This is a genomic window from Marinobacter sp. LV10R520-4 (genome assembly GCF_002563815.1).
GTDB lineage: Bacteria > Pseudomonadota > Gammaproteobacteria > Pseudomonadales > Oleiphilaceae > Marinobacter.
This window is the reverse complement of record NZ_PDJM01000001.1, coordinates 1443836-1469255: the sequence shown is the minus strand read 5'-3', so window position 1 is coordinate 1469255 and position 25420 is coordinate 1443836. Positions and strand designations below refer to the sequence as shown.

The 25420-nt window shown below is 56.3% G+C and carries 30 protein-coding genes and 1 pseudogene; 15 read left to right on the top strand and 16 right to left on the bottom strand.

The window, feature by feature from the left end; genetic code table 11:
* The first annotated feature begins 13 nt into the window (after nt 1-13).
* The 5 genes from ATG98_RS07000 to ATG98_RS06980 all read left to right on the top strand — a co-directional run bounded on the left by ATG98_RS07000 (nt 14) and on the right by ATG98_RS06980 (nt 4418).
* Entirely contained in the window at nt 14-943 is a 930-nt protein-coding gene (locus ATG98_RS07000; RefSeq protein ID WP_179888075.1) for a permease, read from the top strand.
* Nucleotides 944-967: 24 nt separating this feature from the next.
* The gene (locus ATG98_RS06995; protein ID WP_098422491.1) at nt 968-1402 is read left to right on the top strand and encodes a hypothetical protein; all 435 of its coding nucleotides are present in this window, start codon (nt 968-970) and stop codon (nt 1400-1402) included.
* Nucleotides 1399-2607 carry an SDR family oxidoreductase gene (locus ATG98_RS06990; protein ID WP_098422490.1) on the top strand — a complete coding sequence of 403 codons (1209 nt, stop codon included), beginning with the start codon at nt 1399-1401 and terminating at the stop codon, nt 2605-2607. Before ATG98_RS06995 ends, ATG98_RS06990 begins: the two co-directional genes overlap by 4 nt.
* Nucleotides 2594-3655 (top strand): hypothetical protein, encoded by a 1062-nt coding sequence (locus ATG98_RS06985; RefSeq protein ID WP_098422489.1) that lies wholly within the window; start codon nt 2594-2596, stop codon nt 3653-3655. The genes ATG98_RS06990 and ATG98_RS06985 overlap by 14 nt, the downstream gene beginning before the upstream one ends.
* Before the next feature lie 73 nt (nt 3656-3728).
* A complete protein-coding gene (locus tag ATG98_RS06980; RefSeq protein WP_179888073.1) occupies nt 3729-4418 on the top strand; it encodes a helix-turn-helix transcriptional regulator in 690 nt (229 codons plus the stop codon).
* 69 nt (nt 4419-4487) lie between these two features.
* Here the strand turns inward: ATG98_RS06980 and ATG98_RS06975 are convergent, their stop codons facing one another.
* Together ATG98_RS06975 and ATG98_RS06970 are read right to left on the bottom strand one after the other, a co-directional pair.
* The gene (locus ATG98_RS06975; protein ID WP_098422487.1) at nt 4488-5825 is read right to left on the bottom strand and encodes an NAD(P)/FAD-dependent oxidoreductase; all 1338 of its coding nucleotides are present in this window, start codon (nt 5823-5825) and stop codon (nt 4488-4490) included.
* A gap of 136 nt (nt 5826-5961) precedes the next feature.
* On the bottom strand, nt 5962-6705 hold the full coding sequence (locus tag ATG98_RS06970) for a spermidine synthase (protein WP_098420188.1): 744 nt from the start codon (nt 6703-6705) through the stop codon (nt 5962-5964).
* A gap of 191 nt (nt 6706-6896) precedes the next feature.
* Here ATG98_RS06970 and ATG98_RS06965 point away from each other — a divergent pair, with 191 nt between their 5' ends.
* The 8 genes and pseudogenes from ATG98_RS06965 to ATG98_RS22275 all read left to right on the top strand — a co-directional run bounded on the left by ATG98_RS06965 (nt 6897) and on the right by ATG98_RS22275 (nt 11153).
* Nucleotides 6897-7532 carry a YbhB/YbcL family Raf kinase inhibitor-like protein gene (locus tag ATG98_RS06965; protein WP_098420186.1) on the top strand — a complete coding sequence of 212 codons (636 nt, stop codon included), beginning with the start codon at nt 6897-6899 and terminating at the stop codon, nt 7530-7532.
* A gap of 223 nt (nt 7533-7755) precedes the next feature.
* Nucleotides 7756-8190 carry a sulfurtransferase gene (locus tag ATG98_RS22285; RefSeq protein ID WP_228706257.1) on the top strand — a complete coding sequence of 145 codons (435 nt, stop codon included), beginning with the start codon at nt 7756-7758 and terminating at the stop codon, nt 8188-8190.
* Nucleotides 8187-8480, top strand: coding sequence for a sulfurtransferase (locus ATG98_RS22280; RefSeq protein WP_267283831.1), 294 nt, complete (start codon nt 8187-8189; stop codon nt 8478-8480). Before ATG98_RS22285 ends, ATG98_RS22280 begins: the two co-directional genes overlap by 4 nt.
* A gap of 36 nt (nt 8481-8516) precedes the next feature.
* A complete protein-coding gene (locus tag ATG98_RS06955) occupies nt 8517-9296 on the top strand; it encodes a YeeE/YedE family protein (protein ID WP_228706048.1) in 780 nt (259 codons plus the stop codon).
* A 203-nt stretch (nt 9297-9499) separates the two neighbouring features.
* Nucleotides 9500-10192, top strand: a complete 693-nt coding sequence (locus ATG98_RS06950; protein WP_098420182.1) for a TVP38/TMEM64 family protein — start codon at nt 9500-9502, stop codon at nt 10190-10192.
* A gap of 134 nt (nt 10193-10326) precedes the next feature.
* The gene (locus tag ATG98_RS06945; protein WP_267283830.1) at nt 10327-10833 is read left to right on the top strand and encodes a DUF547 domain-containing protein; all 507 of its coding nucleotides are present in this window, start codon (nt 10327-10329) and stop codon (nt 10831-10833) included.
* Nucleotides 10830-10877 (top strand): annotated as a pseudogene (locus ATG98_RS22695) (hypothetical protein); the annotation flags it as partial. The gene ATG98_RS06945 and the pseudogene ATG98_RS22695, both read left to right, overlap by 4 nt.
* Nucleotides 10878-10925: 48 nt before the next feature.
* Entirely contained in the window at nt 10926-11153 is a 228-nt protein-coding gene (locus tag ATG98_RS22275; protein ID WP_228706290.1) for a hypothetical protein, read from the top strand.
* 171 nt (nt 11154-11324) lie between these two features.
* On the opposite strand, the gene ATG98_RS06940 is transcribed toward ATG98_RS22275, so the two are convergent.
* The 14 genes from ATG98_RS06940 to phnF form a co-directional block, all read right to left on the bottom strand.
* Nucleotides 11325-12176 carry an EamA family transporter gene (locus ATG98_RS06940; RefSeq protein ID WP_228706047.1) on the bottom strand — a complete coding sequence of 284 codons (852 nt, stop codon included), beginning with the start codon at nt 12174-12176 and terminating at the stop codon, nt 11325-11327.
* Nucleotides 12173-12955, bottom strand: coding sequence for a phosphonate metabolism protein PhnP (gene phnP, locus ATG98_RS06935; RefSeq protein WP_098422486.1), 783 nt, complete (start codon nt 12953-12955; stop codon nt 12173-12175). Before phnP ends, ATG98_RS06940 begins: the two co-directional genes overlap by 4 nt.
* Nucleotides 12946-13515 (bottom strand): phosphonate metabolism protein/1,5-bisphosphokinase (PRPP-forming) PhnN, encoded by a 570-nt coding sequence (gene phnN / locus ATG98_RS06930; RefSeq protein WP_098422485.1) that lies wholly within the window; start codon nt 13513-13515, stop codon nt 12946-12948. Before phnN ends, phnP begins: the two co-directional genes overlap by 10 nt.
* The gene (locus ATG98_RS06925; RefSeq protein ID WP_098422484.1) at nt 13500-14648 is read right to left on the bottom strand and encodes an alpha-D-ribose 1-methylphosphonate 5-triphosphate diphosphatase; all 1149 of its coding nucleotides are present in this window, start codon (nt 14646-14648) and stop codon (nt 13500-13502) included. Before ATG98_RS06925 ends, phnN begins: the two co-directional genes overlap by 16 nt.
* Nucleotides 14645-15391: a phosphonate C-P lyase system protein PhnL gene (gene phnL, locus ATG98_RS06920; protein WP_228706046.1), complete on the bottom strand. Its 747-nt coding sequence runs from the start codon at nt 15389-15391 to the stop codon at nt 14645-14647. Before phnL ends, ATG98_RS06925 begins: the two co-directional genes overlap by 4 nt.
* Nucleotides 15388-16218, bottom strand: a complete 831-nt coding sequence (locus ATG98_RS06915; RefSeq protein WP_098422482.1) for an ATP-binding cassette domain-containing protein — start codon at nt 16216-16218, stop codon at nt 15388-15390. The genes phnL and ATG98_RS06915 overlap by 4 nt, the downstream gene beginning before the upstream one ends.
* Nucleotides 16215-17114: an alpha-D-ribose 1-methylphosphonate 5-phosphate C-P-lyase PhnJ gene (locus tag ATG98_RS06910; protein ID WP_098422481.1), complete on the bottom strand. Its 900-nt coding sequence runs from the start codon at nt 17112-17114 to the stop codon at nt 16215-16217. The genes ATG98_RS06915 and ATG98_RS06910 overlap by 4 nt, the downstream gene beginning before the upstream one ends.
* Nucleotides 17098-18249 (bottom strand): carbon-phosphorus lyase complex subunit PhnI, encoded by a 1152-nt coding sequence (locus tag ATG98_RS06905; protein WP_098422480.1) that lies wholly within the window; start codon nt 18247-18249, stop codon nt 17098-17100. Before ATG98_RS06905 ends, ATG98_RS06910 begins: the two co-directional genes overlap by 17 nt.
* Nucleotides 18249-18830: a phosphonate C-P lyase system protein PhnH gene (gene phnH / locus ATG98_RS06900; protein WP_228706045.1), complete on the bottom strand. Its 582-nt coding sequence runs from the start codon at nt 18828-18830 to the stop codon at nt 18249-18251. Before phnH ends, ATG98_RS06905 begins: the two co-directional genes overlap by 1 nt.
* Complete coding sequence (gene phnG, locus ATG98_RS06895; RefSeq protein WP_098422479.1) at nt 18820-19311, bottom strand: phosphonate C-P lyase system protein PhnG; 492 nt, start codon at nt 19309-19311, stop codon at nt 18820-18822. Before phnG ends, phnH begins: the two co-directional genes overlap by 11 nt.
* A 67-nt stretch (nt 19312-19378) precedes the next feature.
* Complete coding sequence (gene phnE, locus ATG98_RS06890; RefSeq protein WP_098422478.1) at nt 19379-20404, bottom strand: phosphonate ABC transporter, permease protein PhnE; 1026 nt, start codon at nt 20402-20404, stop codon at nt 19379-19381.
* On the bottom strand, nt 20404-21225 hold the full coding sequence (gene phnC, locus ATG98_RS06885; protein ID WP_098422477.1) for a phosphonate ABC transporter ATP-binding protein: 822 nt from the start codon (nt 21223-21225) through the stop codon (nt 20404-20406). The genes phnE and phnC overlap by 1 nt, the downstream gene beginning before the upstream one ends.
* A gap of 56 nt (nt 21226-21281) precedes the next feature.
* Nucleotides 21282-22226: a phosphate/phosphite/phosphonate ABC transporter substrate-binding protein gene (locus ATG98_RS06880; protein ID WP_098422476.1), complete on the bottom strand. Its 945-nt coding sequence runs from the start codon at nt 22224-22226 to the stop codon at nt 21282-21284.
* Between the two features lie 52 nt (nt 22227-22278).
* Nucleotides 22279-23007, bottom strand: coding sequence for a phosphonate metabolism transcriptional regulator PhnF (phnF, locus tag ATG98_RS06875; protein ID WP_228706044.1), 729 nt, complete (start codon nt 23005-23007; stop codon nt 22279-22281).
* A 255-nt stretch (nt 23008-23262) separates the two neighbouring features.
* Between phnF and ATG98_RS06870 the strand changes: the two genes are divergently transcribed.
* Both ATG98_RS06870 and ATG98_RS06865 read left to right on the top strand, forming a co-directional pair.
* A complete protein-coding gene (locus ATG98_RS06870) occupies nt 23263-24333 on the top strand; it encodes an SPASM domain-containing protein (protein ID WP_143751442.1) in 1071 nt (356 codons plus the stop codon).
* Entirely contained in the window at nt 24330-25409 is a 1080-nt protein-coding gene (locus ATG98_RS06865) for a phosphotransferase (RefSeq protein ID WP_098422474.1), read from the top strand. The genes ATG98_RS06870 and ATG98_RS06865 overlap by 4 nt, the downstream gene beginning before the upstream one ends.
* Nucleotides 25410-25420 lie beyond the last annotated feature (11 nt).

The following is a 25420-nucleotide window of genomic DNA, read 5'->3' as shown; positions in this document are numbered from 1 at the left end:
AGGAAGGGCTTACATGTTCGGCACAACCACCTTAATGCAAGGTATTCGCCCGTTCTTTGAGTTTTTGCTCATGGACGGTGCCTTGCTTGTTGGACTTTTTTTGTTGATCACCTGGGCGGTCGTGATGCTGCAACAGCGGGTCTCATTTCAGGCGGCACAAGGTTCACTGATGGGTTCCTCCAGTTGGCGATCGGCATTTGTTGCCAGTATCGGTGGAGTACTAACTCCCTTCTGTTCCTGCTCAACAATTCCTGTGCTGAGCGGAATGCTCAGGGCAGGAGTTGGCTTCGTGCCGAGTTTTGCCTTTTTGGTGGCCTCACCCGTAGTGAGCGAGGGTGTATTTATCTTGCTGCTGCTCACTGTGGGTATTATCCCGGCTGTCGTGTTTGTTTTCCTGGGCCTGGTTTTGACCTCTGCAGCTGGCGTGACAGCAGGCAGTTTTGGGCTGGCACGTTACGTCACGCTGAAACCAACCCCACAAAGCAGTGCCGCTTTTCTGGGTCAAGCTGCAGCGAAATGGCAGGGCTGGAAACCCTCATCACGCTTTGCTTGGCTAGCGGCAAAGCAGGAGTTGCGCACCGTCGCGCCTTATCTGCTGGTGGGCTTGCTGATTGGGGGCTTGATCTATGGCGCTGTACCGCAGCAAGCACTGGTGAGTCTGCTCGATCAATTGCCGGTTGGCTGGCTCTACCTGGCATGCGCACTGCTGGGCGTGCCACTCTACATTTCGCCTATCACCGCATTGCCAATCGGTTTGGCGCTCATCGAGAAAGGTTTCCCGGTTGGACCGCTTGTAACCTTTCTGGTGTCCGCGATAGGAACCAGCCTACCCGAGGTCATGCTGCTGTTCAGGTTGTTCAAACTCCCACTGGTGATAGCTCACACGCTGACCGTCATTACGTGCGCATTGGTTCTCGGACTGGCTGTCGCATTTGTGGTGTAACCAATCAAACAAAGAGGGTAAGACATGCTCGATTTCTTCAAAAAAACGTCGAAAGAAGACATTAATCAGGTCAAACGTGCACTGGGTCCCGATGCCATCGTGGTGGTCTCTGCCAGTTGCTGCATGCCCGGCACGTCGCAGGTGGATGAGGAGATCGAAGCGACAGCGCGCAATGCGTTAGCGGAAACTACGCTGGACTGGCCAGTCATTACCATTACCGTAACAACGGCCCAATCCATTCTGCCAAAAATTTCAGCAGAGCTGAGCGTAAAAGCAGGAGAGCTTGCCAGCCAGGTTTCCGAGCTATTTATGACGCATGGCCTCAGCGCATTTCCGATTATCATCGTTGACCAGACGTTGGTCTCCTATGGTGGTGCGCCAGATCAGGCAATGATACTGAACGCACTGTCCAAAGCGACTGAAACCAAAAAAGACGCAGCACTTCAGGGGATTCAATGAAAACGCCGCTTCAGACGCCACGTCGCGGCAAACGCGTCCTGCTCACTGGAGGTACGGGGCATCTCGGTTCACTCATGGCAGCTCAACTGCTGAGCGATGGTTGGGCGGATCACGTGATTATCCCCACCCGGAAAAGCAATACTGGCGACAACATTCCGCAAGAAATTCAGCGTGAGCTGATGGCCTTGGGCCGGATTCCAGACAAATTTCAGATGCGTCTGACTATCGTTCATTGGCAGGGTGCCGAGACAGCGTCGGTAGAATTGCTCGAGGACATGCTCCGCTCAGGTAAAGTTGATACCGTGATCCATTGCGCAGGCTGCCTTGATTACTTTGACAATGAAGCGTTGAAGGCCATAAACGTTGATTTCACTACAAGGCTGACAATCGCAGCGAAAGGCGCCGGCGTGGGTTTTTTTATCTTCGTTTCGACGGCCTACGCGGCAGGCTATTCCGGTGAACTCATATCAGAAACGGCGTTGCCTGAGCCGCGAAGCGATCCAACCAACTATACCTTGACCAAACGAGCCGCCGAGCGTGTGGTTGCGCAGTGTGGTATTCCTTTTGTCGTTATCAGACCCTCGGTTGTTATCGGTAGCTCAGTGGATGGTCGGTACAGCGGTAAGCGCTATGGCCTTTATCAACAGTGGATGGGTATCGAGAGACTGCTTAGCGATCGCCATCATGCTGAATTGCATACAGTAGCCACAAACCAAGCCCTCAACCTGTTGCATCAGGATGTGTTCCAATCAAGTGTGGCAAGTATCGTTCGATGGGTGCCTGAAAGTGAATACGTGAATCTGGTAGTCGATAACCAGATCACTCCATCCATGAAAGATATATGGCGACTGTTCTGTGAAGTACTAAGGCCCAGGACGGTGATCTTTTACGAAAGCTTCAAGGCGGTTGATCTTAAAGCAATAAATGTTCGCCAGCGGAGCTATCTGATCTTTGCCCAAACTAATCTCGAAATCGGCGCTTATCCCTGGCAGTTTGATCGTCAATGGCTCAAGGCTTTGTGCCAGCATGGGCTGAGCTTTACCGAAACAACCCTGGACACACTGCAAATCTGTCAGGATCGATTTGTCTCTTCATCTGTACTCATACCGCGCTACTATGAGCGCTTTGGTGCAGACTTGCCGGAGCATATTGAATACCGCGAACACTCCAACACCCGGGACATTAACGTCAATGAGCATGCTTGAGACCGCAGCGTTGAGACTGAATCTCTGGCAGCGCGAGCTGTACCATGCCGCCACTGTTCTGGGTAATCAGCTCAAGGACACAGATGAGCTTGGTTTTACGCCCAACATCCTATGGTGGGGAGCGGCTTATTCCGATTTGTTGTCCCTCTGTGCAGGCAGTATACGCGGCAAATTGATCATTGCGGACAGTGATCCGCGACGACTTCGCACCAGCACCGCGTTGGTGGATAATGCCAGTGGGATTCGCCTGGTAGCGCTTGCCGATTTGTCTCGTGACGCTAAGGCTATTGAGTTACTGCTTCAGGGCGCTGTGATGCGTGATATCGATGCCTACCTCGCATTGGAGGAAAAACTGCGATCCAGCGCTGAGCGGTCACCCGCAGTCGCAGACGGCTGGGCTGATCACCTGTTCATGGATTTTACCCTTAACCGCGTCGATGTCGACCATGAAAGCAAGCTGATGTCAGAGGCATTTCGCACACTGAGTGCAACCGGCAGTATAATTTGTACTCTGTTGGTAGGTGATGAACCGGTATCCGCCCGCCATAGCGTTAAATCAGCTCCTGTCGGAGCAGCCCTTCAAATACCCTCGGAGTCAGCTGTAATAGCTGCATTTCAGCAAGCCGGTTTCCACGGCATTACGTTTCACTGGTCAACGGCAGCAAACATCATTGACCGAATTGGTGATGTAGACGTGCGGATGTGCAGCATTAAGGCCTACAAAGGCAAGCAGGGTCCATGCTGGGAGTTGGGGCAGGCCGTAATGTGTCGCGGCCCCTGGCTTGAGGTGCAGGACGATGATGGACATGTGTACCGACGCGGTGAACGGGTCGCAGTCTGTGCAAAAACCTTTGGTTTGATGATGCGGGCGCCTTATCAGGGCGCTTTTCTGGGGTTGCGCAGTGTTAATGAGCCACCGCTGGCACGAGCAGTAACCTTTGGTTGTAACACGTCAACACTTCGTGATCCGAAGGTGACCAAGGGACTGGCGCCTTTTGATGGTGGGCAGGCAGAAGCCTCTTGTTCCGCGGAAAACGGATGTTGCTAAATGTACCAGTCTTTCAACAGATGGCTCTACAATGGGGGAACTAGACACATCTCTTAAGGAAGGGCTGAACATCATGGAAGGTGTCAAGAATAGTAATAGTTGGCAAGTGCTGCAAGAAAGCATGAGGGCTCCATCCTTTCTGGAACTGGACGTCGACTGCACCGCCGTTGGTATTGCAGATGTAAATGGCCCTATTGTGCACTTTAGAGAAATTCTCTTTCTTGAAGGCGAAATTCACGAAGAGCCCGAAACCTTGAAGAGCCACTGCGCGTCGCTTGTTGCGCTGTGGATGGCGATGCGAACGCCATCGCTGGTGGATTTGGGTCAATGCACGTGTATTGGTCGACGACTGTTGAAGCAGGAACCGACACTTGGCCGGCGTTTTGCCGTACACGCTAGCCAGTTTGGTGATCACAGTCTCCTGTTTGCCGTCATTAGCTCGACCAAGCGCTGGAACAACGTCGAAACTGTCAAGCGCATAGTGGCCGAGCTGGTTGAGCAAGCCGGGCAAATATACGCCGTTGATGACTTTCCGCCTTGTGCTCCTTCTGAGCAGGATGATGTAGGGCTGGACTGGTATCAATTCACGACCAGGGAAGTGCAAATCCTCAAACTCGTTGCCAGCGGTATCAGTAACAAACAGATTGCACGAGAGCTGGGCTCAAGTCCGAATACAGTTCGAAACCAGATTCATGCCCTATTCCGCAAGACCGAAGTGACAAGTCGAACGGCGCTGGCAATGAGAGTAGCGGCCATCAAATAGAGCGAATCATGGCCTGCGCACAGTCACAGTCGAAAACTGCCGGACGGGCGCAGCGCCACCCGATACTCCTCAGTGCAGCTTTAAACGTGGCTGCATCGCACGGCTGACTTTGTCCATCAGCCAGATAACGCCGGTGCGCAGAAAACCGTGCAGGGCCACCTGGTGCATACGGTACAGAGACACGTAAAACAATCGTGCTACCTTGCCCTCAATGTACATACCGCGACCCGATAGATTACCCATCAGATTACCTACGGTGGTGTAGCGGCTAAAGTTGATCAGCGAGCCGTGGTCGTTGTATACAAATGGCACGGCTGCTTTGCCTTGCAGGCGGTTGCACAGAGTTTTGAACAGCGCGTCTGCTTGCTGGTGTGCAGCCTGGGCGCGAGCGGGTACCGGGCGCTCCGAGCCTGGTTGAGGGCAGGCGGCGCAATCGCCAAGAGCAAAAATATCTGTGTCATGGGTGGTTTGCAGGGTTTGCAGTACCACCAATTGATTATTACGATTCACTTCGATACCTTCCAGATTACTCAGAAACACCGGTGCCTTGATGCCAGCAGCCCAGATGGTCATGTCGGATGGCAGCTCGGTGCCGTCCTTCATCACAAGAAGGTCTTCTTTTATTTCGCTGACCGGCTGGCCCGTTAGCACCTTCACATGCAGATGTTCCAGCTCGCGAGTTGCCGCAGAAGACAGTCGTGTGGGCAACGCAGGCAAAATACGGTCGGCCGCTTCAATCACTGAAATAGACACGTCGGACGCGCGCAGGTGGTTCATGCCGTACACCGGCAGTTCGCGCGAGGCCAGGCGCAATTCGGCTGCCAACTCCACACCGGTAGCGCCGGCGCCAATAATATTGATGTGCAGGCGGTGTTGGCGGCCTTGCTGAGCTTCGTGGTTTTTGCGCAAAAATGCGTTCAACATCAGGTTATGGAAGCGCCGGGCTTGTATCAGACTGTCTAGAAACAAGCAGTTTTTCTGAGCCCCGGGGGTGCCAAAATCGTTCGCGGTACTGCCTACAGAAATCACCAGCGTGTCGTAGGCAATTTCCCTTTCGGGCACGACTTCTGCGCCGTCTTCGCCCATAAATGGCGCAACCACCAGGGTTTTGGTGGCGCGGTTCAGACCGCTCATGCGGCCGAGCTGAAATTCGTAATGATGTTTGCGAGCGTGGGCGCGGTAATTGATTTCGTTGGCATTGGCGTCTAGGGAGCCAGAGGCAACTTCGTGCAGCAGAGGTTTCCAGACGTGGGTCAGGCCGGCATCCACCAGGGTAATGCGGGCTTTGCCTTTTTTCCCCAATGTGTTGCCAAGGCTGGTGATCAGCTCAAGGCCGCCGGCACCGCCGCCAACGATCACTATGTGGTGGGGACTACTATTATTGGTTTTATTTTTCGGAGCAATCATCGCATTGGGCCTTTACAGAAAAGAGAACAAAGCGCTCTTGCTGCTGGCGTATAAAAGCGCTTTGTTGTCGTGACTGAGACCCATGGCAAGTGTGTGATATTAACGCGCCATGCGCATTACTCCAAGCGACTCATTTTTATTCCAGGCGGCTCACTTTGGCCATCAGTTTGCGCCATCCAATCGGCAGCGTGCGCTCAAGAGCGTTCAGCTTCGGATCTTTGGCATTTATGGCTTCAAGTGGCTGCCTACTGGCGTAAAGCACGGTGTTGTTGGTTTTGCTGCGGAACACCAACAACACCGGAAAGTGTTTCCTCAGCTGGCGGAACCAGGCGTCGTTGGGTACGGGTGGCCGATGGTAGTTCAGCGCCAGCCAGCCGTCGTTTGTGAGTACGCGGGCACAGCTGTCCATAAAAACTCGCTGTGACTGGGCAGGGCTCATACGGTCGGCGTTGTACAGGTCGGCCAGGATCATATCGCTGCTGGCGTCGGGCATTTGCTCCAGCGCAACGCGGGCGTCGGCGACGGTAACCTGCATGCGGTCGGTTTGCGGCAGGCTGAAAAATTCCCGCGCCACATCCACCACAATCTGTCGCAGTTCCACCACGTGTACGGTGCATTCGGGGTTCAGATGATGAAAAGCACTCGCCAGCGCGCCTCCACCCAGGCCCAGAACGGTTACCCGGGCCGGCATATAGAAGGCGGCAGGCAGCATCATGGCGCGACTGTATTCGTGCACGGGCAGGTGGGGAGTGCGGCGGTCTATCTTGCTCTGTTCAAAAATGGAGTTAAACGTGAGAACACGATGTTTGCGTTCGTCAATGACCAGCACACTGCCCATGGCATCTCGCACATGATGAATGATTTCTCCGTTATTGAACATAAGGCAGACTATGGTTCCATGCTGTAGTGATGACTAAAAAGTGACCGTTGATAAAAAATGGCTGTTATATGGTTGGCCTTTGTATCACAGATCTGCTGGAATTCTGCCACAATGATGGTGAAAAACGTTGACGATCAATCACTGATGATCAATCACTGGCCAAAATCAGCCAGAGTTAAGGAGAATTTGACGTGAAACTGACAGTGTCAGGAATTGAAGACGGTAAAGCGGTGCCAGAGAAGTTCGCCTTTGGCGTGTTCAATGAAGACGACCACATGAGTTTTGGCGCCAACCGCAGCCCGGAAATGGTCTGGGACCAAGTGCCGGAAGGCACGCGCAGCTTTGCGATTATTATGTTCGATCCAGATGTCCCCAGCATCGCAGACGATGCCAACCAGGAAGGTAAAACCATCTCCAAAGACATTCCACGGGTGGACTTCTTCCACTGGCTGCTGTTAGATATTCCTGCTCGCATGCGCTGCCTGCCGGAAGGCGAAGACAGCGACGGCGTTACTCCGAAGGGCAAAGAGTTCGGCGGCGGCCCGGTAGGCGTGCGCGGTGTGAACAACTTCACCCAGTTTCTGGCAGGCAATCCGGATATGGCCGGCACCTACTTTGGCTACGACGGCCCGTGCCCGCCCTGGAATGACGAACTGCTGCACCACTATCACTATGAAGTGTTTGCGCTAGATGTAGAGTCTTTGGGCCTTAGCGGCGAGTTTGACGGCGAAGCGGTACGCAAGGCCATGAAAGGCCATGTGCTAGACAGCGCTCGGGTGGTTGGCCACTACACGCTGAATCCCGAATTGCCCGAGTGCCAGAAATGATTATGATTAGGTTATTCTAAAAAAGAATAAAAGTCTGTGTATTAATTCTTTTTTGTGACGATCATAATGCCACTTCGTTTGAGCCTATGTTTGAAGTGGTGTTATGGCCCGTTTTCTTGTTTCCTTCCTTATTCTGTTCAGCTCGCTGGCAACAGCTGCTGACCGCGACTTACCTCCGCTGGTAGATGCCGACTGGCTGCAATAGCAGCGCCAGCAGTCTGAACTGGTTATTGTCGATATCCGTTCCGGGATTGATAACGGCGGCGACCGCAGCACGTTTCGCAAAGCTCACATTCCTGGCTTGGTTTATAGCAGCTACACCGACGATGGCTGGCGTGAAAGCCGTGATGGCGTAAACGGTGTTATGCCCCCGGTGTCCAGCCTGGAGCGGCTGATCAGCGGCCTGGGCATCAATAATGGCGATACGGTTGTACTCGTGCCAGCCGGTACCGGCCCCACCGACTTTGGCAGTGCTGCCCGGGTGTACTGGACTTTCAAGGTACTGGGTCACGATGAGGTGACCATTTTGAGCGGCGGCTTCGCCGGCTGGAACGAGGCCGGATTTGAAGTGGCCAGTGGTGAAGGCGCCCAGCGTCCTTTCGGTGCTTTCAAAGGCGAGCTGCAACCAAAGCTGCTGGTACCATTCCTGGTGCGATGAATCTTCCCCATCAGAACTTTCTCAGCCAGCAGGGCAAAGCCTGGTACCTGAACTCCGACACCATTGCCGGCCAACTGCAGAGCACCAATCTGGATCGCGACAAGCGCGCTATTGCCTTCTGTAACACCGCCCACTGGGCCGCCACCGACTGGTTTGTGCTGAGTGAACTGGCCGGATTTGACGAAGTGGCGCTGTATGACGGCTCCATGGCCGAGTGGTCTCAAGACAGCGATCGGCCAATGCAGGCGGAGAAGACGGGTTTAGCGAAACTGCTCGACGTATTTAATTGATTCCGCGTGATGTTTTAGACAGCAAGAGAGAATGGCATGAGTGAAGTTGCTCGCTGGGTCAGTCGCATTGAACGCAAAGCCCACGGCCAGGTGGCCCGCGATGAGCTCTTGTGGAAACAGAAAGATCAAGGTTTTTGGCGCACTCTGGTGACCGGCCGCTGGCTGTTCACCTGGGCCATTCTGATTCTGGCCGCCGGTAATGTTCTTACCCTGGCCATCGGTGGGGCGCCCTGGAGCATCACCTTTGCGTTCAACGTATGGGGCGCTAAAGCACTGCAAGCCATCGGTGTCGACATGGGTCAGTTTGAGTTCTGGCAGTGGGAATACCCCGCCATGGCTTTGAAGGATTCGCTGCTCACCAACATTCCATCGGTGATGAATTTTGGCCTGCTGTTGGGTGCCATGCTGGCCGCAGGGTTGGCTAATCGTTTCAACGAAGCCAGTCGCAACAAGCTGCAAGGTCGCCCGTTTCTGGCGGCCGTGGTGGGCGGCCTGTTGCTGGGCTACGGTGCTCGCTTGGGTTTTGGTTGCAATATCGGTGCGCTTTTCTCAGGTATTGGTTCGGCCAGCCTGCACGCCTGGATCTGGTTCGCCTGCCGAACTGACAACGGGAGCACAGTTATGAATCCAGCTTACCGTAAAGGTCGCGTTCTGGCGTTGTTGGGTGCCATTTTGATACTGATTGTGATCGACCACCTGAACAGCCCGACGTTTGCGTTCAACTCGGGCCAGGGCAATGTGCAAACTGCGCTGTCACAAAAAGACGAGTCTGCTTGTGCGCCTTGTGGCGCGCCTTGTCCGTCTACCCGCGACTGACGCCAGTCTGTTCTCGTGGCGGGTCAGTAAGCGTCAAGAATATGCGCCATATTGTAGCCAGCCATATGCTTGGCCAGCTCCGCACCGCCAGTCTCGGCATAGCGGGCAGATTGAATGATCGCTCAGTAACAAGTACCGTGATGACGCAGTTGAAAATTCGAAAAAACCCTTCCCGCCTTCAACGTGGCCGGTAGAATACTCTGATGAACCGTTCACAATGGGCTTTCCGGCTCACTTTTCTGATCATAGTCGCACTCGTGATGGGGGCCATTTGGCTGCTTCTTCGTCAATTGGGTATGCCTGTTAGTCTGGCGCCAGAAGCGTTGGCTGAGTGGCTTAACCAGCAGGGTATGTCCGGGCCGTTGTTGCTGATGCTGTTGATGATCCTCGCGGTGGTTGTCGGACCGATTCCGACACTGCCCATCAGTGCTGCTTCAGGTCTCGTTTACGGCGTGTTCACCGGAACTGCAATCGCAGTGTCGGGTGCCCTCGCCGGGTCTATCATTGCTTTTTATCTGGCGCGGGTACTGGGGCGTGAGGCAGTTCGGCGAAAACTGGGCGGTAACCCGGTATTTTCAGCCACCGGTTCTCAGCGTTTTCTGTTCATGGCGGTGACGCTAACGCGCCTGATTCCGCTGTTTTCGTTTGCGCTGATCAGTTATGCAGCCGGTGTGACGGCAATCTCGTTTTGGCGTTATGCGCTCGCGACCACTCTTGGCATGCTGCCCATGACCTTCGTTTTTGCCGGACTGGGTCACAGCTTTGAGCTGAGCCCTTTGCTGACCGTGGTGGCCGCTGTTGTTATTCTGGTCGTCATGAGCACCTTGCCGCTGTATCTCAGCCGGCGCCCCCACTCCCGACTGTCTCGTTTTTTGCGTCTGGATACGAAGGCCTGAGGGTTCGATCATTGCCTGTGTAACAGAACGTCGTTGTCTTTGTCTGTAGCCATGATTTTGAAGTATGACTGATGAAACTGACGTGAGAGTGACGTGAGAGTGACTTGGGAGTAATTATGCGTGGATATCAATTAGTGACAAGCTTTCTTGGGTGGGTTCTATTGCCGGGCCTGGTATGGGCGGATATCAATCCCGGCCTCTACCAACCCTACCAAAGCCTTTTGTCCAATTATCTTATTGAAGAAACCTTGCCCGGTAACGGGCTGGTCTCTGCTTTTGATTACCAAGCCGCCTTGGCGGATACAGATTTGGCACAGACGCTGGAACAGCAGCGCAAAGCTCTGGCGGAATTTGATACTGGAACCCTGGAGGCTCAGAAAGAGTCCGTGGCTTTCTGGGTTAATGCCTACAATTTCTTCATGCTCGAACAGATTCTTACCGAACGGCCAGATGGCCAGCTTGTTTCCTCCGTCTGGGATTACGGCGGCCGGGTAAATCCGTTTGTCGACAGTGTTTTTGAGCGGGAGAGCTTTGTGATTGGTGGTGAACGCTTCAGCCTGAGCCAGATCGAAAAGGGCGTTTTGCTGGGCAAGGATTATCAATCCCGGGGCTGGAAGGATGCGCGGGTCACTTTGCGGTGAACTGTGCCTCTGTTGGATGCCCACCTCTGCGGGACACGCTCTATACTGCTGATAATCTTGAGCGCTTATTTGCTGAGAACACCCGGCGCGCATTGAACACCGACCGCCATCTGAAAATACAAGGCGATACCCTGTACGTGACGGAATTGTTCAAGTGGTATGAAGACGATTTTAACGAGGCATCCGGTTCTACAAAGGCTTTTATTGAGGACTGGGCGGATTCTGCAGTGGTGGAAGGGGTTGTTGGCACATCGGATATAAAGTTCATCCACTACGACTGGGCCCTGAACCTACGAGCTAACTTTCCCGAATTGCGTTAGTCATTGATCACCAAAAACCGTTCATTTAAAAGCCGCTATTCCGAGGAATAGCGGCTTTTTTCGTTTGCTGATTATTTTGCGGGTACTTTTACGTCCGCGACTTTCTTCACGGTTTTAAATCGCTTCAATGAGACAGGTATGGCCAGCGAGAGAGACAGCAGGCAAGGTTTTTTAAAGCGCCAGTAACAACAACCCGGCACAGATAACAGCCGCGCCGCACAGCCGCCTCCCCGCGTGCGTTTTCTCGCCGAACAGATAGATGGACGCCAGGGTGGCAAGCACGATGCCGGTATTGGAATAGGCAACAACTTCGGCCGATGGCAAAAAGCGCATGGTGTGGATGACTAGGGCATAGGCCAGGCCAACGCAGAGCCCGCCAATGATCGTGATCGGCACTGGCAGTCGTTGCGGCGGAGTCCAGCGTCCGGTTTGTTGGCGCAGGGCCAGGGTCAGCACGATAAACGCTGCACTGTATCCCACTGATATAAACCCGATGATGGCGGCGAACCCCGGCAGATGAACGGTGGCCAGCTTGTCGGAGATGGAATAGACGCTGGTGGAAACCATAGCCAGAGCGGCCCAGGGAATAGCAGCCCGTTCCTTATTGCCCAACTTACCGCCCGCCACCAGGGCTAGCCCTGCAACGCTGATGAGGATGCCTAACCAGCCCATGAGGTTGAGAGAGTCTCCGGTGAGTATCAGCCACCAAAGGGCAATCAGCACCGGCGCACTTCGCACCAGTGGGTAAACCATGGCCACAGGTGCGTGCCGGTACGCGTTCCATAAACCGAAGAAGTAACACGCGTTGGCGCTGGCGGAAATGACCATCAGCCCCAGAAACGAGAATGACCAGGCGTCGGCCTGCCACAGCGCGTAAAACCCCCAGGGCGCTAACAAAACAAGATGTGCCAGCAGTGCCCACCAAAGTGGCCAGGCGGCAGCGGGCTGATGCCGGGCGATCAGGTTCCAAAGCACATGCATGAGCACCGAAGCCGTCAGTGCGATAGCTGCACTGATCATCATGGCGAATGGTCGCTGGCGAGGTCGACGACCTGGCCGTCCATAGCGGCCGTGGTCGACCCCGGCAGTGCGCCCGGATTATCCATTAGCCAGCAGTCGGTTTCATGGCTCAGGTGTGTCAGCCAGCCCCGGCACGCTCCGCTGCGTTGAATTATGTCGAGCGCGGCCGGAACATCGTTGTGGTTTCGCAGGGGCTTGCCTGATGGGGCAGCAGGCGGATGACTGCAATCCACGGCAATGTCGTTTGCCCCCCATTGTTTGAGGAAATGATCGGAATCCTGCGGCAGCCCGAGGGTGTCGGTCAGATAGGCAAAACGGGCACCGTTGCGATGGGCGATGGCGTAGCCAAAGGTAAGTTTTGAATGGTTCAACGGCAAGGGCGTCAGGCTGAAGTCGCCCAGCTCGAGCGCTTCGAAAGCGGTCAGACTGCGAATGTCCAGAATACCGGGGTGTTTGAACAGGTCGGTGAAGCCCTCCTGGTCCGGTGGAGCGTAAACCGGAATCGGGCTGCCCTTGCCCCACCGCAGGTGCAGCAATCCCTGCACGTGATCGGCGTGATAGTGGGTCAGAACAATGGCGCAAAGCTCGCCCGGTTCAAAGCGATCGTGCAGGTCCATCAGGCCTGCATCCAGCAGTATTTTTTGTTTGCCATCTTCAATCAAAGCTGAGCAGGGGCGGCGGATATACCGCGACTCAGCCTTTGCCCGCTGACAGGCGGGGCAGGCGCACCCGAAACGTGGAACACCTCCGGCTCCGCCGGTTCCCAGAAAGGTTACGCGCAAGCTGTCTTCTCCCGATACCGGTTAATAATGGACAGCAGCCGCTCGCAGGCCGCGCCCGGTGAGTGGTTGTTATCTACGCGAAGGCAGTCTTTACCGGATTCTACGCCAAACTCGCTGTTGCGAGAGAGTCGCTGTTCGATGCTTTCCTGTGTTTCACGACCACGTTGGATCAAACGAGCCCTCAACACCTCCGACGAGACGTCCACCAGCACCGGGCACAACTCCGGGTAAAGCCGCAAGGCTGTGCTCAGATAGCCGCGGGAGCCGTTGACGACCACTGTCAGTCCCATGGCCAGCCATTGGTTGACTTCAATGCCAATGCCGTAATGGCAGCCGTGACTGTGCCAGCTCATGGCAAAAAGTTCGGCGCTTTGGCGTGCCAGGAATTCATCTTCGGTCAGCGCTATGTGGTTTTCGCCCCCGGCTGAGGCGGGCCGGGTGATGTAACGGTGGGCAAAGCAGACATCGGGTTCGCGCCCGAGCCGCTGCCGGACCAGGCCGATCAGGGTGTCTTTACCGCTGCCCGAGGGGCCGATAATAAAGATCAGTTCGTTTGCCATCGTAGAACCTCCTTCCCGCGGGACCAGACACGGTTTGCGTGTGCCAGCAGCCCGGTGCCGGTGATGGCGATCAGGTCTGCTCGCTTGCCCGGTGCAATCACGCCCCGATCGTCAAGGCCCGTGGCTCGGGCGGGGTTACGTGTGACCAGAGCGAAGGCTTGCGGCAGGGAAAGCTGGCCGTTTTCGGCCAGGTACAATACCGCCGGTAATAGTGCCGCCGGTGAATAATCACTACACAGGCAGTCGGCTACCTGTTCCTGAACAGCTTCAATAGCTTTCATATTGCCGGATTGCGACGCGTTGCGCAGAATGTTTGGCGCGCCGAACAGAGTCGACAAGCCGTTTTCCCTGGCCGCAACGGCGGTTTTTAGATTTATGGGGAATTCCGAAATCCAAGCCCCCAAGCTTTTCAGAATCGCCACCTTTTCCGGGCTGTCGTCATCGTGGCTGGCCAAAGGAATGCCATAATGCCGGACCTGCTCGGCCAGCTGTTTCATGCGGGACATGGCGCCCCGGGCGGCCAGGCGTTTTTGGTCCAGAATGGCATCCGCATCGTCGGAGGTGGTCCTGTAAGTTTTGGCCAGATAGTTCCGATAGGCTTCTACATCCCGAAACTGCCCTTGCCCCGGGCTATGATCCATAAACGACAACATCTGCAAAACCCCCTCGGCCAGCAGACCGTTCAGAATCTCCGGGGCCGACTCATCGGTCACTTCATAGCGGGCATGGATACGGTTGTCCACCATCGCTGATGTCTGATGCCGCGCCATGGCCCGTGCCAGATCGGCGGCAACGTCATTGTTGCGCACGCCCAGCTCGTGGTTAGCGAATGACAGCGCGTGATAAACCGTGGTTATGCCAGCAACGGCGTTGCGTTTATCGGCTAAAGCGCAGGCAAACGCAAAGGGGAAATGAACCCCAGGCCGGGGTTCAGCTTCTTTTTCCAGAGCGTCGCAGTGCAAATCGATCAGGCCGGGCGCCAGCAGGCAGCCCTGCAGATCCACCCGCTCCGCATTGCGGGTGTTGGTTGGGCCGATTGCCATAATCGTGCCGTTTTCAATCAGCAGATCGGCTTGCTCTTCTACGGCGTTTTCCAAAACAATCCGGGCATTTGTGAGTAGTTGGGGTTTCATGGCTGTACGGTCTCCAGAGCGGGGGTTGACCGGGGCAGGCTTTGGGGCGGTGTCAGGCGATATTCGGTATCTGCCAGAGCGGCTACCAGTTCCGGATCGTGGAAAATGGCAATCATGGCCACACCAGCTTGTTTGAATCCCCGGATCAGCTCGATCACCTGGGCTGTCGTAGCCTTATCAAGGCTTGCGGTAGGCTCATCCAGCAACAGCAGTCGCGGTTTCGTAATCAGGCCTCTGGCGAGGTTTACCCGCTGCTTTTCACCGCCTGAAAAGGTTGCCGGAGGCAAACGCCACAGGCGTGCAGGCACGTTCAGCCGGGCCAGCAGATCCTGGGCCTGTGCAAGGGCTTCGGCAGGTGGAACGCCTCTGAGAATCAAGGGCTCCGCAATGACTTCTTCCGCGGGGCGGCGGGGAACACAGTGCAGAAACTGGGTGACAAAGCCCAACTCGGTGCGGCGCAGTTGCAGCATGTCCTGTTCACTGACGCGGGCCAGGTCCACGGTGGTGCCGTCGGCCTTGTGAAACTTGATGGTTCCGTCGCTGGGCAGGTAAGTGCGGTAAATACACTTCAGCACCGACGACTTACCCGCCCCGGTAGGCCCGGTCAGTGCCGTCAGCTGGCCCGGAAAGGCGGTCAGTGCCACGTCGGAACAGGAAGGAACGGTTTCGTTCTGTTCGTGCAGGTTGAACTGTTTGGCCAGCCCGGTTATCTCAAGAATGGGTGTCATGTCTTTATGTCTCACAGAGTGGATGCCACCAGTTGTTGGGTGTAAGCGTGCTGCGGGTCTTCAAGAACCTGATCGGTCAGCCCCGACTCAATTATCCGGCCGTGCTTCATGACCAGCGTTCGGCTGGCCAGTAGGCGGATGACGCCCAGATCGTGAGTCACCACAATCATGGCGGTGTCCAGCTCGTGCTGGATTTCAAGAATCAGGTCCAGAATCCGCGCCTGTACGGAGAGATCCAGCCCTGTGGTGACTTCATCCAGCAACAGCAATGGCGGCCGGGTAGCCAGTGCCTTGGCGATCTGGACCCGCTGCTGCATGCCGCCGGAAAACTGCCTGGGCGACTCGTCCATGCGACCCACCATCACGTCTGTGCGGCTAAGCAATTCGCTGGCTCGTCGGCGGATGTCGCTGTAGTGGTTAATGTCGTTCATCAGTAATCGCTCGGCGATGTTGCCGCCGGCTGAAATACTGAAATTCAGACCCAGATTCGGGTTCTGATACACCATGCCGAATCGGTGATTACGCAGCCAGCGTTGCTCCGCTCCGTTGAGGTGGAACAGTTCGTGGATCTGCTCTTCGTCCCGAAAGCGTGCAGTTCCCCGGCTCGGTGCCTGGTCGAAGTAGAGCGTTTTCACAACCGTGGATTTGCCGCTTCCGGACTCCCCCATGATGCCCAGAATTTCGCCTGGCTGAAGGCTGAAGCTGACATTGGCCGCTGCAACGACCGAACCGCAGGCGGGGCAGACGTTGGTATCGTGCTCCGGGCCGGTCAGGTCCAAACAGGACGGGCATTCAGTACCGTGAATGCGGGTCAGGCCCTCTACCTCAAGAATCGGTTTCATTGAGTGACCTCCCGGGCTTCGGTTTTAGCCAGTTGGCGGTTGCAGTAGTCGGTGTCCGAGCATTGCCAGGCTTTGCCACCTTGCTCCAGGTTCAGCTCATCCAGGAAGCTGTCGGTGGCTCCACAGCGGGCGCAGGCCCGTCGTTCCCCGCCGGGCGTATGGAAGTTCTCCGTGCGAAACGGCACATCGTCAAACACCAGCGGCTCGGCTGCGGTGTAGGGCGGCACCGCGTAAATTTTCTTCTCGCGCCCAGCACCAAACAGTATCAGCGCCTTGGAGTGGTGCAGTCGTGGTACGTCGTAACGGGGTATGGGGCTGGGGTCGATCACGTAATGGCCATTGATTCGCGTGGGGTAGCGGTGGGAAATGGTGATTTCGTCGAATTGCACCAGATCCTCGTAGAGCTTGGTCAGCAGGCGGGCGTAATCGCCTTCGCCGTGCATGACTTTGCGCCTCGCCTCCGACGGCTCCACGATGACCAGCGGATCGGGGTAGGGTACCTGAAGGTTCAAAATCTGGTCTTCCCGCAGGGCAATCTCCGGCACGCGGTGACGGGACTGAATCAGGCTGGCGTCGGTGGTGCTTTCCGTGGTGGATATGCCAGGGCAGGTCAGCTCCGCAAACTTGCGCAGATTGACGGCATTTACGGAATCGTCAGAGCCCTGGTCAATCACCTTAAGCGCATCGTCCGGGCCGATCATCGCCAGGGTCAGCTGCAATCCGCCGGTGCCAAAGCCACGGCCCATCGGCATTTCCCGTGAGGCGTAAGGGGTCTGATAACCGGGAATACTGATAGCCTTGAGGATAACCCGGCGTATTTCACGCTTGGCGAACTCATCAAGAAAGCCAAAGTTGTAGCCGTCCTGGGCAGCGGGCAGTTTATAGTTCGGATTCATGGTTCACCTCCTGTTGGTCCTGGCGGCACTGTTGATATTTGCTGCGGGTTGAACGCAGCCGGTCCATGTCGGATTGGAAGGTAACGTAGTGGGGCATTTTGTAGTGATTGGCAAAGCCCATGGAGTCCACACCGTCTATGTGCATCAGCACGAATTCCGGGTCTTCGGACGCGTTTGCAGGGCCGTCGCGCATGCCCTTTTGTAAGGCGCGATCCAGGATGGCCATGCTGATGGCTTTGGTTTCGTTGTGGCCGAAACAGGCGCCGTACCCCAGCGTAAATTCGGGTGCTGCGTCTTTGCCTGTTGCGGTCTCGTCTGGTTCATACATGGCAATGACCTCGCATTCGGTCATCAGTACTTCACCGGCCTCCGTCAGTTCACCTGTCACCGGGTGGGGCAGCATCACGGGCAGATAGCCCACCCGTAACTCCGCCACTGTGGGGTGGACATCGCCGTATCCGCGCATGTTGGAGTAGGCAATGGCCAACATCGAGCCGGTTTCTGCCCGGGCCATGGTGGCAAGCGCCGCAGAACGGCTGACGGGGAAGATCAGCGGGTCCCGGGTAATGTCGAACGCAGGGTTCCGGTGTTCTGGTTTTGGCGGCAGCAGGCCCTCTGCGCGGAGCGCATCCAGTACTTTCGGGAAACTATCGGGAAGTGCTTCCCGGGGCGCGTTTTGCATAAACTGTGACGCCATCTGCCGGAAAGGTTCCGGTGACTCCTCGGCCAGCTCAAATCGCATCAGGCGTAGGGCGTAATCGTGGGTCGGCCCCAGCATTTGCCCGCCAGGAATATCCTTGAACGCACTGGAAATTCGTCGGATCAGCCGCATCTGCCCGGTGTCTTGGGGCGGGGTTTCCAGCAGCCTGGGCCTGGTTGACCGGTAAGCGCGCAGAGCGAAACCGGCTTCCAGGGTGTCACCCTGCATCTGTTTGATGGCCAGAGCCGCAAGCTGCGGATGATACAGCCCGCCTTCAGACATGATCCGTGAGGTCAGCAGCCGCAGCTGGTGTTCAATGGCATGAAGAGACAACGGGTCTGAGCCTGAAGGTTGTCCGCCACCGCGAAGTGCTTCCAGCGCATCGGCGGCGCCGTCAATGGCTTTTTCACCGCCTTTGATTGCAACGTACCCCATCAGTCGTTTCCTCCACTGGTCTGGGTGGTTCGCGGTAACGCGACCATCTGAGTGTCGTCCACCAGAATCAGGTCAACGCCCATCGGAAAGTTTTGGTTCCATCGTGCCCTTGCGATCAGCCAGTCGCCGTTCAGGCCCCGAACAGCCAGCGATTGCTGACCGTCGATACCCGGCCCACGGAGAATCAGAGGGAAATCGGAACTGTCTTCGAGGCTGGCGACGCGGATAATGATAGTTGCGCCCTGCTCGGGCTCACCCAGGGTGCCGAGAGTGAGGTCAAAAGCCGGTGGTCTGCTGCCGTCAGCGACTATAAAACTGGCGTGGTCGGTTTCGGCTTCAACCGTGCCCAGCCGGCGGATATCCACCGGCTGAATCAATTGATGAGGGTCTGCCAGAGTGACTTCTTTGTCGCAAAGAATGGCAGCGACACAGGTCGGGCCTTTGGCGTCGGTGCATGGCGGTAGTGGCTGGCGCCGCCCGGGAAAGGCGAAGGCCGTCATAAGGGCCCGGAACCCCCGCTGCTGGTAGAGCGGGCTCCACACGCTGTTGTGTTGTTCGGCTGTGTTGGTGCTATTCATCATCGTCATCACTTCCTTCACCAAGTAGGGAAAAGTCCACACGGGTTGCTGCCAGCATGGCGTGGCGTTCGGCCTCAGTTTCCTGAATCTTTGCCATACCTTTTTTGAGCAGATCGAGGGCTTGCTCGTGGTGCGATAAGCGGGAAGCCAGCGTGGCATCCAGAACGGCCAATGCCCTTACCAGTGATTGCCGGTCATCCAGCAGGCGAGCACCGCCTTCGGCGTGAATGCCGTCATGGCTGATGACCTCCACATGAGCATGGCTGACCGGTACTTCACCCAGGAAATACAGATCGTTGAGGGCCGAATCCGGCAGTTGCAGCAGGCCAAGCCCGCTTTGCGGCAAAGTCACATCCTTAACTGTGTATTCCGCCGCTATGTCCGCTGCCAGGGCTTCGGCCTGTTCTGCCGGCACGGCTGCCCAATAGCGGAGCCATTGGTTGCGGGCAGGCGGCCCGTCTGTTCCTGGAGGGTTGTGATTCATGGTCTTTGGTACTCCTTGGTTATGCGGATATCTATATCTGTTTGGTGAGCGCTAACAGGGTGCCGGTTCAGATCATCCGGGACCGGATGCGGGCTGAAAGCTGGTCGAGTAGGAAAACGAACAGGAAGATGGCGATCAGCATGGTCATCACATGGCCGTAGTCATACATATCGAAGCGGCCTTTTAGCTCCTGGCCAATACCGCCCGCACCCACCAGCCCGACCACCGTTGCCATTCGCAGGTTCCGGTCAAGTATGTAAGCGGTGTAGGCGACGTATTGGGGTAATACCTGTGGCATCACCGCATACAGAACTGTCTTGATCTTGCCCGCGCCAATGGCTTCCAGCGCTTCCTGCGGTTGCTTGTCAGCATTTTCGATGTCTTCGGCGTAGAACTTGCCCAGAAAACCGGCGGCATGCAGGCCAAGAGCGAGTACCCCGGCAATGGGGCCAAAGCCGTAGGCCAACACCAGAAACAGCGCAACAATCAGTTCCGGCACTGAACGCAGCAGGCTTATGAAGCCTCTTGCTAGGGTGTAGGTCACCCGGTTGGGGGAGTAGTTGCTGGCGGCAAACCAGGCCAGCGGAATCGACAGGCTGACGGCCAGAATGGTGCCCCAAAGCGCCATTTCCAGGGTTTCCACCATTTTGATCATCACGGTCTTTACATAACCCAGAGGGTCGTAGAGAACTTCGGTGGTTTCCGTTGTGCTTTGGAGCTGCAATGTTTCTTCGTTAATGCGCTGGGTGGTGGTTTCTTTGGTTTCCACGCGGGCAAACCAGGGCAGATCGTTGGGATTGAAATCGTTCATCCGTGCAATTTGGTCCGATGTTGCCAGCTGGGGTGGCCACATGGACTCGGCCACCTTGCTCAGGCCGCGAACAACCTGTGATTCGTCGTTCAGTCCTACCAGATTGCCAACAGCCTGGGTGGTCATGGCCACCATCCGGTCCATTTCGGTCCGGTGTCCTGTCAGAAGCAGCAGAGCGAAGATCAATATCGCGATCACCAGGTGCTTGAGGCGAAACGGCTGGTCAAGATGCCACTGCAATCGCGTACCCTGGGGCGGCACAGGAATCGGTCGGTCAATCATTACATACCCCCAGCGGCATAAAGCTCGGGCGTTTCTTCCTGTAATTGGGAGGGTTCGCCATCGCCCCAGTCGGCATTCTGGTAAAGCCTGCGAAGGCGCTGGTCGTCAAACTCTTCCGGTGCGCCGTCAAACACGATCTCACCGTTACGCATTCCCACAATCCGGTCACCGAATTCCCGGGCAAGATCTACCTGGTGCAGGCTGCAGATAACGGTGGCGTTGAGTTCCCTCGCGGCATCTTTAAGCAGCGTCAGAATATCCCGGGATATCTGCGGGTCGAGACTGGCCACTGGCTCGTCGGCAAGAACGACCTTGGGGTCCAGCATGAAGGCACGGGCGATACCGACGCGCTGCTGCTGGCCGCCGGACAGCTTGCCTGCGCGGCGATGAAGATGTTCCGGTTTCAGCCCCACCCGTTCGAGATAATGGCAGGCTTTCTGGCGCTGTTCGGGGTGAAACCATCCGCATAAGGCACGCGCCAGTGATACATCAGGCAGGGCACCGGACAAAACGTTGGCTGCTACGCTGGCGCGGGTCGCCAGATTGAAATGCTGGTGAATCATAGCCACGCTTTTGCGAAGCTCGCGTTCGTTGGCGGGTGTCAATTCAACACCGTCCACCTGAACCCTCCCTCCGGTGGGGCGCATAAGACCATTGACCGATCGCAGCAGAGTGGACTTGCCCGCACCTGAAGGGCCAAGAATGACGCAAAACTGACCTTCGGGAACCTCCAGACCAACGCCATTCAGTGCGCGGGTGCCGTCTGCCCAGGTCTTATCGATTGCGCTGAGCTTTACCATGGGTCGGGGTGTCTGGTTCATTGTTATTTCTCCTGGTGAATGCCTGCCCCCGCTGGGGCAGGCAAACATCGTTGGTTTCAGCGGTTGCTGCTGGCTGCGAGGATGGCCTGTTTAACGTCGCGGGTGACTGCATTCAGCATGTCGCCGACTTCAGCCATGGTTTCTTCGCTGACGTCGCTTGTGTAACGGTCGACACGCTTGCCGCCATAACCACGAATCTGCTCCGGTTTGATGTTTGGCGAGTTATGCACGCTGTTAAAGGCTTGCTTCAGGCGGTCCTTGATATCGGCATCCACCTGCGGCTGTATGGCCAATGGCGGATAAGGCAGGGGAGCGCTCTTGGCAATAACTTTTACAGCGGCGCCATCGATGGCCCCGGCATTCAGAGCTTTCTCATAGGAATCGAAGGAAGCTCCACCGACATCCACCAGGCCCTGGGACAGAGCGGACAAAACGTTGGCGTGGTTGCCTGCCATGGTAACGCTGGCTGTGTCACTGGCAGGGTCAATGCCTGCGCGAAGCATCATGGCGACAGGAATGTTGAAGCTGGAGGCGGAGTTGATGTCACCCAGAGCGATCTTTTTATTCCGGATGTCGGCTATTTCGCTGATGCCGCTGTCATTTCGGGCAAAAATGCCGGAATAATAAACTGACTTGCCTTTGCTGACAGCCACGGCCAGAAGGTTGGCGCAACCACGGTCATGCGCCTGCAGATAAGCGACAGGCCCGAGCCAGGCAATGTCGGCAGAACCGTTGCACATAGCCTCAACCACCGCGCCGTAGCTCTGGCCAACTTTTAATTCAAAGTTCAGCCCCGTGGCTTCCGATACGGCATTGAAGATGGGTTCGAAGTCTTTGCGGCTGCCGTCTTCGGTGCCGCCGTCGGCGGGAATTAGAACCACCCGTAAAGGCCGATCGCTGGAACCGTCATTGGCGGCGATGGCAGTGTTTGAACCGAGCATGATGATGGCAGTCAGCACGGACACCGCGTATTTGAGAAGAGTGTGCAGTTTCGGATACATTAGGTAAGTTCCCGTAGGGTGTGTATTCAGGTATTCGACCGTTAGCAAACAGTCATGGGTTGATGCACAATTGGATTCGGTCTGCGCGAAACCGGGTAATCACGTACTCGAGCGGGGTCAGATCCTGCTCATGCACGTTGGTACTCTTTACCCGCAGCACGGGTTGTGTCCTGGGCATTGCCAGAAGTCCTGCGTCATCGCCCTGCGGGAGCATCGCCGTTACCAGGCTTTGAACACGCTTGAGCGAGCAGCCGTAATGTTCGGCCAGAAACCCGTGCAAAGACCCACCATCGTATTTGTCCCGCACCAGCGGAAAACGTGCCTCCGGCAAAAAGTGCGAACTCACGCAGACGGGCGAGCCGTTTACTGTTCGCACGCTTTCAATCCAGATCACCGGCGAACCCGCCGTAATGGCCAGGCGATCGGCCACTCGCTCTGTGGCTGGCAGAACCTGTTTACGCACAACACGTCCGCCTGCCGCCGCCCCCATGGCGGTCAGATTTTCGGTAAACCGGGTGTCGGAACTCAGCGGATAGTCGATCTGGTTATTGATGACGAACACGCCCCGACCGTGCTGTCGCTCCAGCAGGCCGTCGGCAACCAGAACATCGATCGCGCGTCTCAGGGTGTGACGGTTGACGCCGAACCGGTCAGCCATTTCGTTTTCCGAGGGCAGCATGTCACCTGGGGCATACTGGTTCAGAACATCACGTTCCAGGTGCAGGGCAATCTGGCGGTAGAGTGCATGGCCGGTTTCGCGTTGCAGGATGTAAAGGCTCATAGGCATGTCTATACAAGTTAAGTTGCCTATGACCTTAGGGGGAGCTTATGACAGTGTGATGAAGGTTTTATGACCGCTGAAGTTCAGTTATCTGATCTTGAGCCAGGGGCGGGCTGGGATGGCGTTGCCGGTAAGGTGTTAACGGATTGAAGATGTTTCCATTATTTCTCAGCGGGAGGCTGTAACTTTCATCAAAATTATGTGTCCTGAAGGCTGAAGTTGTTGAATTTTCTAACCGAGCAAGGATCGACGACCGTGGAATCCATCTATTACGTCCTCTGTTGGCATTGTCACCGACGTTGCAAACACTGCTACGAAACCCGTTTCCGCCCCTACGTTCGAGACGAGCTGGAGGATGTTCTGCAAGAGGCCGAGCGCAACATGCCTCAGATTGTGGACCATCTTCCCCGGGAGATGGCCTATGAGGATTGGCGTAAACCACTGCCTGATGGCGCGATTCCCAAGCGACGCAGCCGCATTATTCTCTCCGGTGGCGATGTGCTCACCGACCCAGTGCGGGAGCGTCTGCTTTACCCGGCCCTCGAAAGAATCACTGCCCGCTACCAGCATCGTGGCGGGGTAAACATTGTGGTTCAGACCACTGGAGACCTGCTGACGCCAAAAATCATTCGTGAACTGCTGGACAGGGGTGTATGGATGATCTCGGTGTCCGGCCTCGACGACTATCACGTGGGTATGGCAGGCGATCGCAAGGACACGCTGCTGGACTCCCTTATCCGCGAATTCGAGGCCGCGGGTATGCACCGCTCTGGCCTGAAGTCCGACCATCGTGAGTGGATGGACGAGGAAGGCCCCGTTTACAGCGCTTTCGGCGCCACCGATGATGCCTGGATCGGAAAACTCTGGCCCCGGGGGCGAGCCTGGGAAAACAGTCTGTCCAAGGCCAACCTCACCGACAATTTCTGCAATGCCTGGTCCGGCGGCCTCAATTTCCTTGAATATGGTCGTTCCGGTTCCGAAGTGTCCATTGATCCCACCGGGGATGTTTACCCCTGTTGCCTGAAGACCAAAAGCCCCATCGGCAACCTGGTGGAAGAACCTTTATACGACATACTCGACAGCCTCAAAGGCCATCCCGCCCTGGAGGCAATCAACGCCGGCAAGCCGGAGCGTATGGGCATCACCGAAGGCTGGAGCATTGACCGTTTTGTTGAGGCTTCCCGCACAGAAATGCCGGATGGTTCGCCCTATCAGAATCTCTGTATCGGCTGTGACCGCTATTTCGCCCAAGTACTCGGCCCGTTGCTGGATGACCTGCGCAATCAGCGGCGTGCCAGTCGACATGGTGTCGTGGCAGTATCGTGACCCGGAATCTGAACCACGGGCAAAGCAGACTGTTCCACGCTCTCGGCGTATCGGAAACGGGCCTTGAAAAGCGCCTTGCGGACACCGTCTGGCGCGGACAATCCCTGCGCTTCCTCCCGGACACCGGGTTGGCCCACGCCCATGTGCGTCTTGGCGACAGCGGCCAGTTACTGCGTATTCCCAAGCAAAGCCAGGTGGGCCTGGACCCGGAACCGCATCTGGCCCACGAAGCAATCTGTTTTCAGGCGGCGGCACCCTCTTTGGTAACGCCGGCATTGCACCAGGTGTTACCGGTAAGCCCGGCGCTGCCCCGGGGTGCTCTGGTGCTGGATTATGTGGATGGTGTTCCATTGGCGTTGCCTGAGCATGTGGCGTCTCTGAGCCTGTCATTGGCGAGGATACATTGTGTTGATGTGCCGCAAGCGAGTCACCGGCGCCTGAGCCTTCCTGAAGATCCGTTGGTCAGCATGATTCGGGAAATCCGGACTCAGGCGGAGTTCCTGGCGCGTGCCGGTGTGTCCGCTTGCGTTCAAAACAGGGTGGGGGAACAGCTTGAGATTGCTACCAGACTGGCCGGCCTGGATGAGCGACCGCCAGAAAGCCTGATCACCTTTGATGCCCACCCCGGCAACTTTCTGGTCGACAAAAAAGGCGCCGCCTGGATGGTGGACCTTGAAAAGTGTCGCATCAGCTACCCGGGCTTCGACTTGGCCCATAGCACTCTGTACACCTCGACCACCTGGGACATGAACTCTTACGCCGTTCTGGGGGTTCACGATATCGCCCACGCGTATCAGTCGTGGGAGCAGGCTTTTGGTGCCAGAGGCGCCGATCATCGGCCCTGGCATGTGCCGCTTCGCCGGCTCATGTGGTTGTGGTCAACGACCTGGTGCGCAAAGTGGCTGGCATTGTCCCGGGATACATCCGGGCCGGACAGGGGCCAGAACTGGTCTGAATCCAATAATGAAGATGCCCTCAATGCTCATGTGCGGGATCGGGCGAACCATTACCTGGAACCGGCGGTCATTGACGCCATCGTATCGGAATTCGATGATCTGAAACGGCTGCTGGCTTAGCCGGTGAGCTG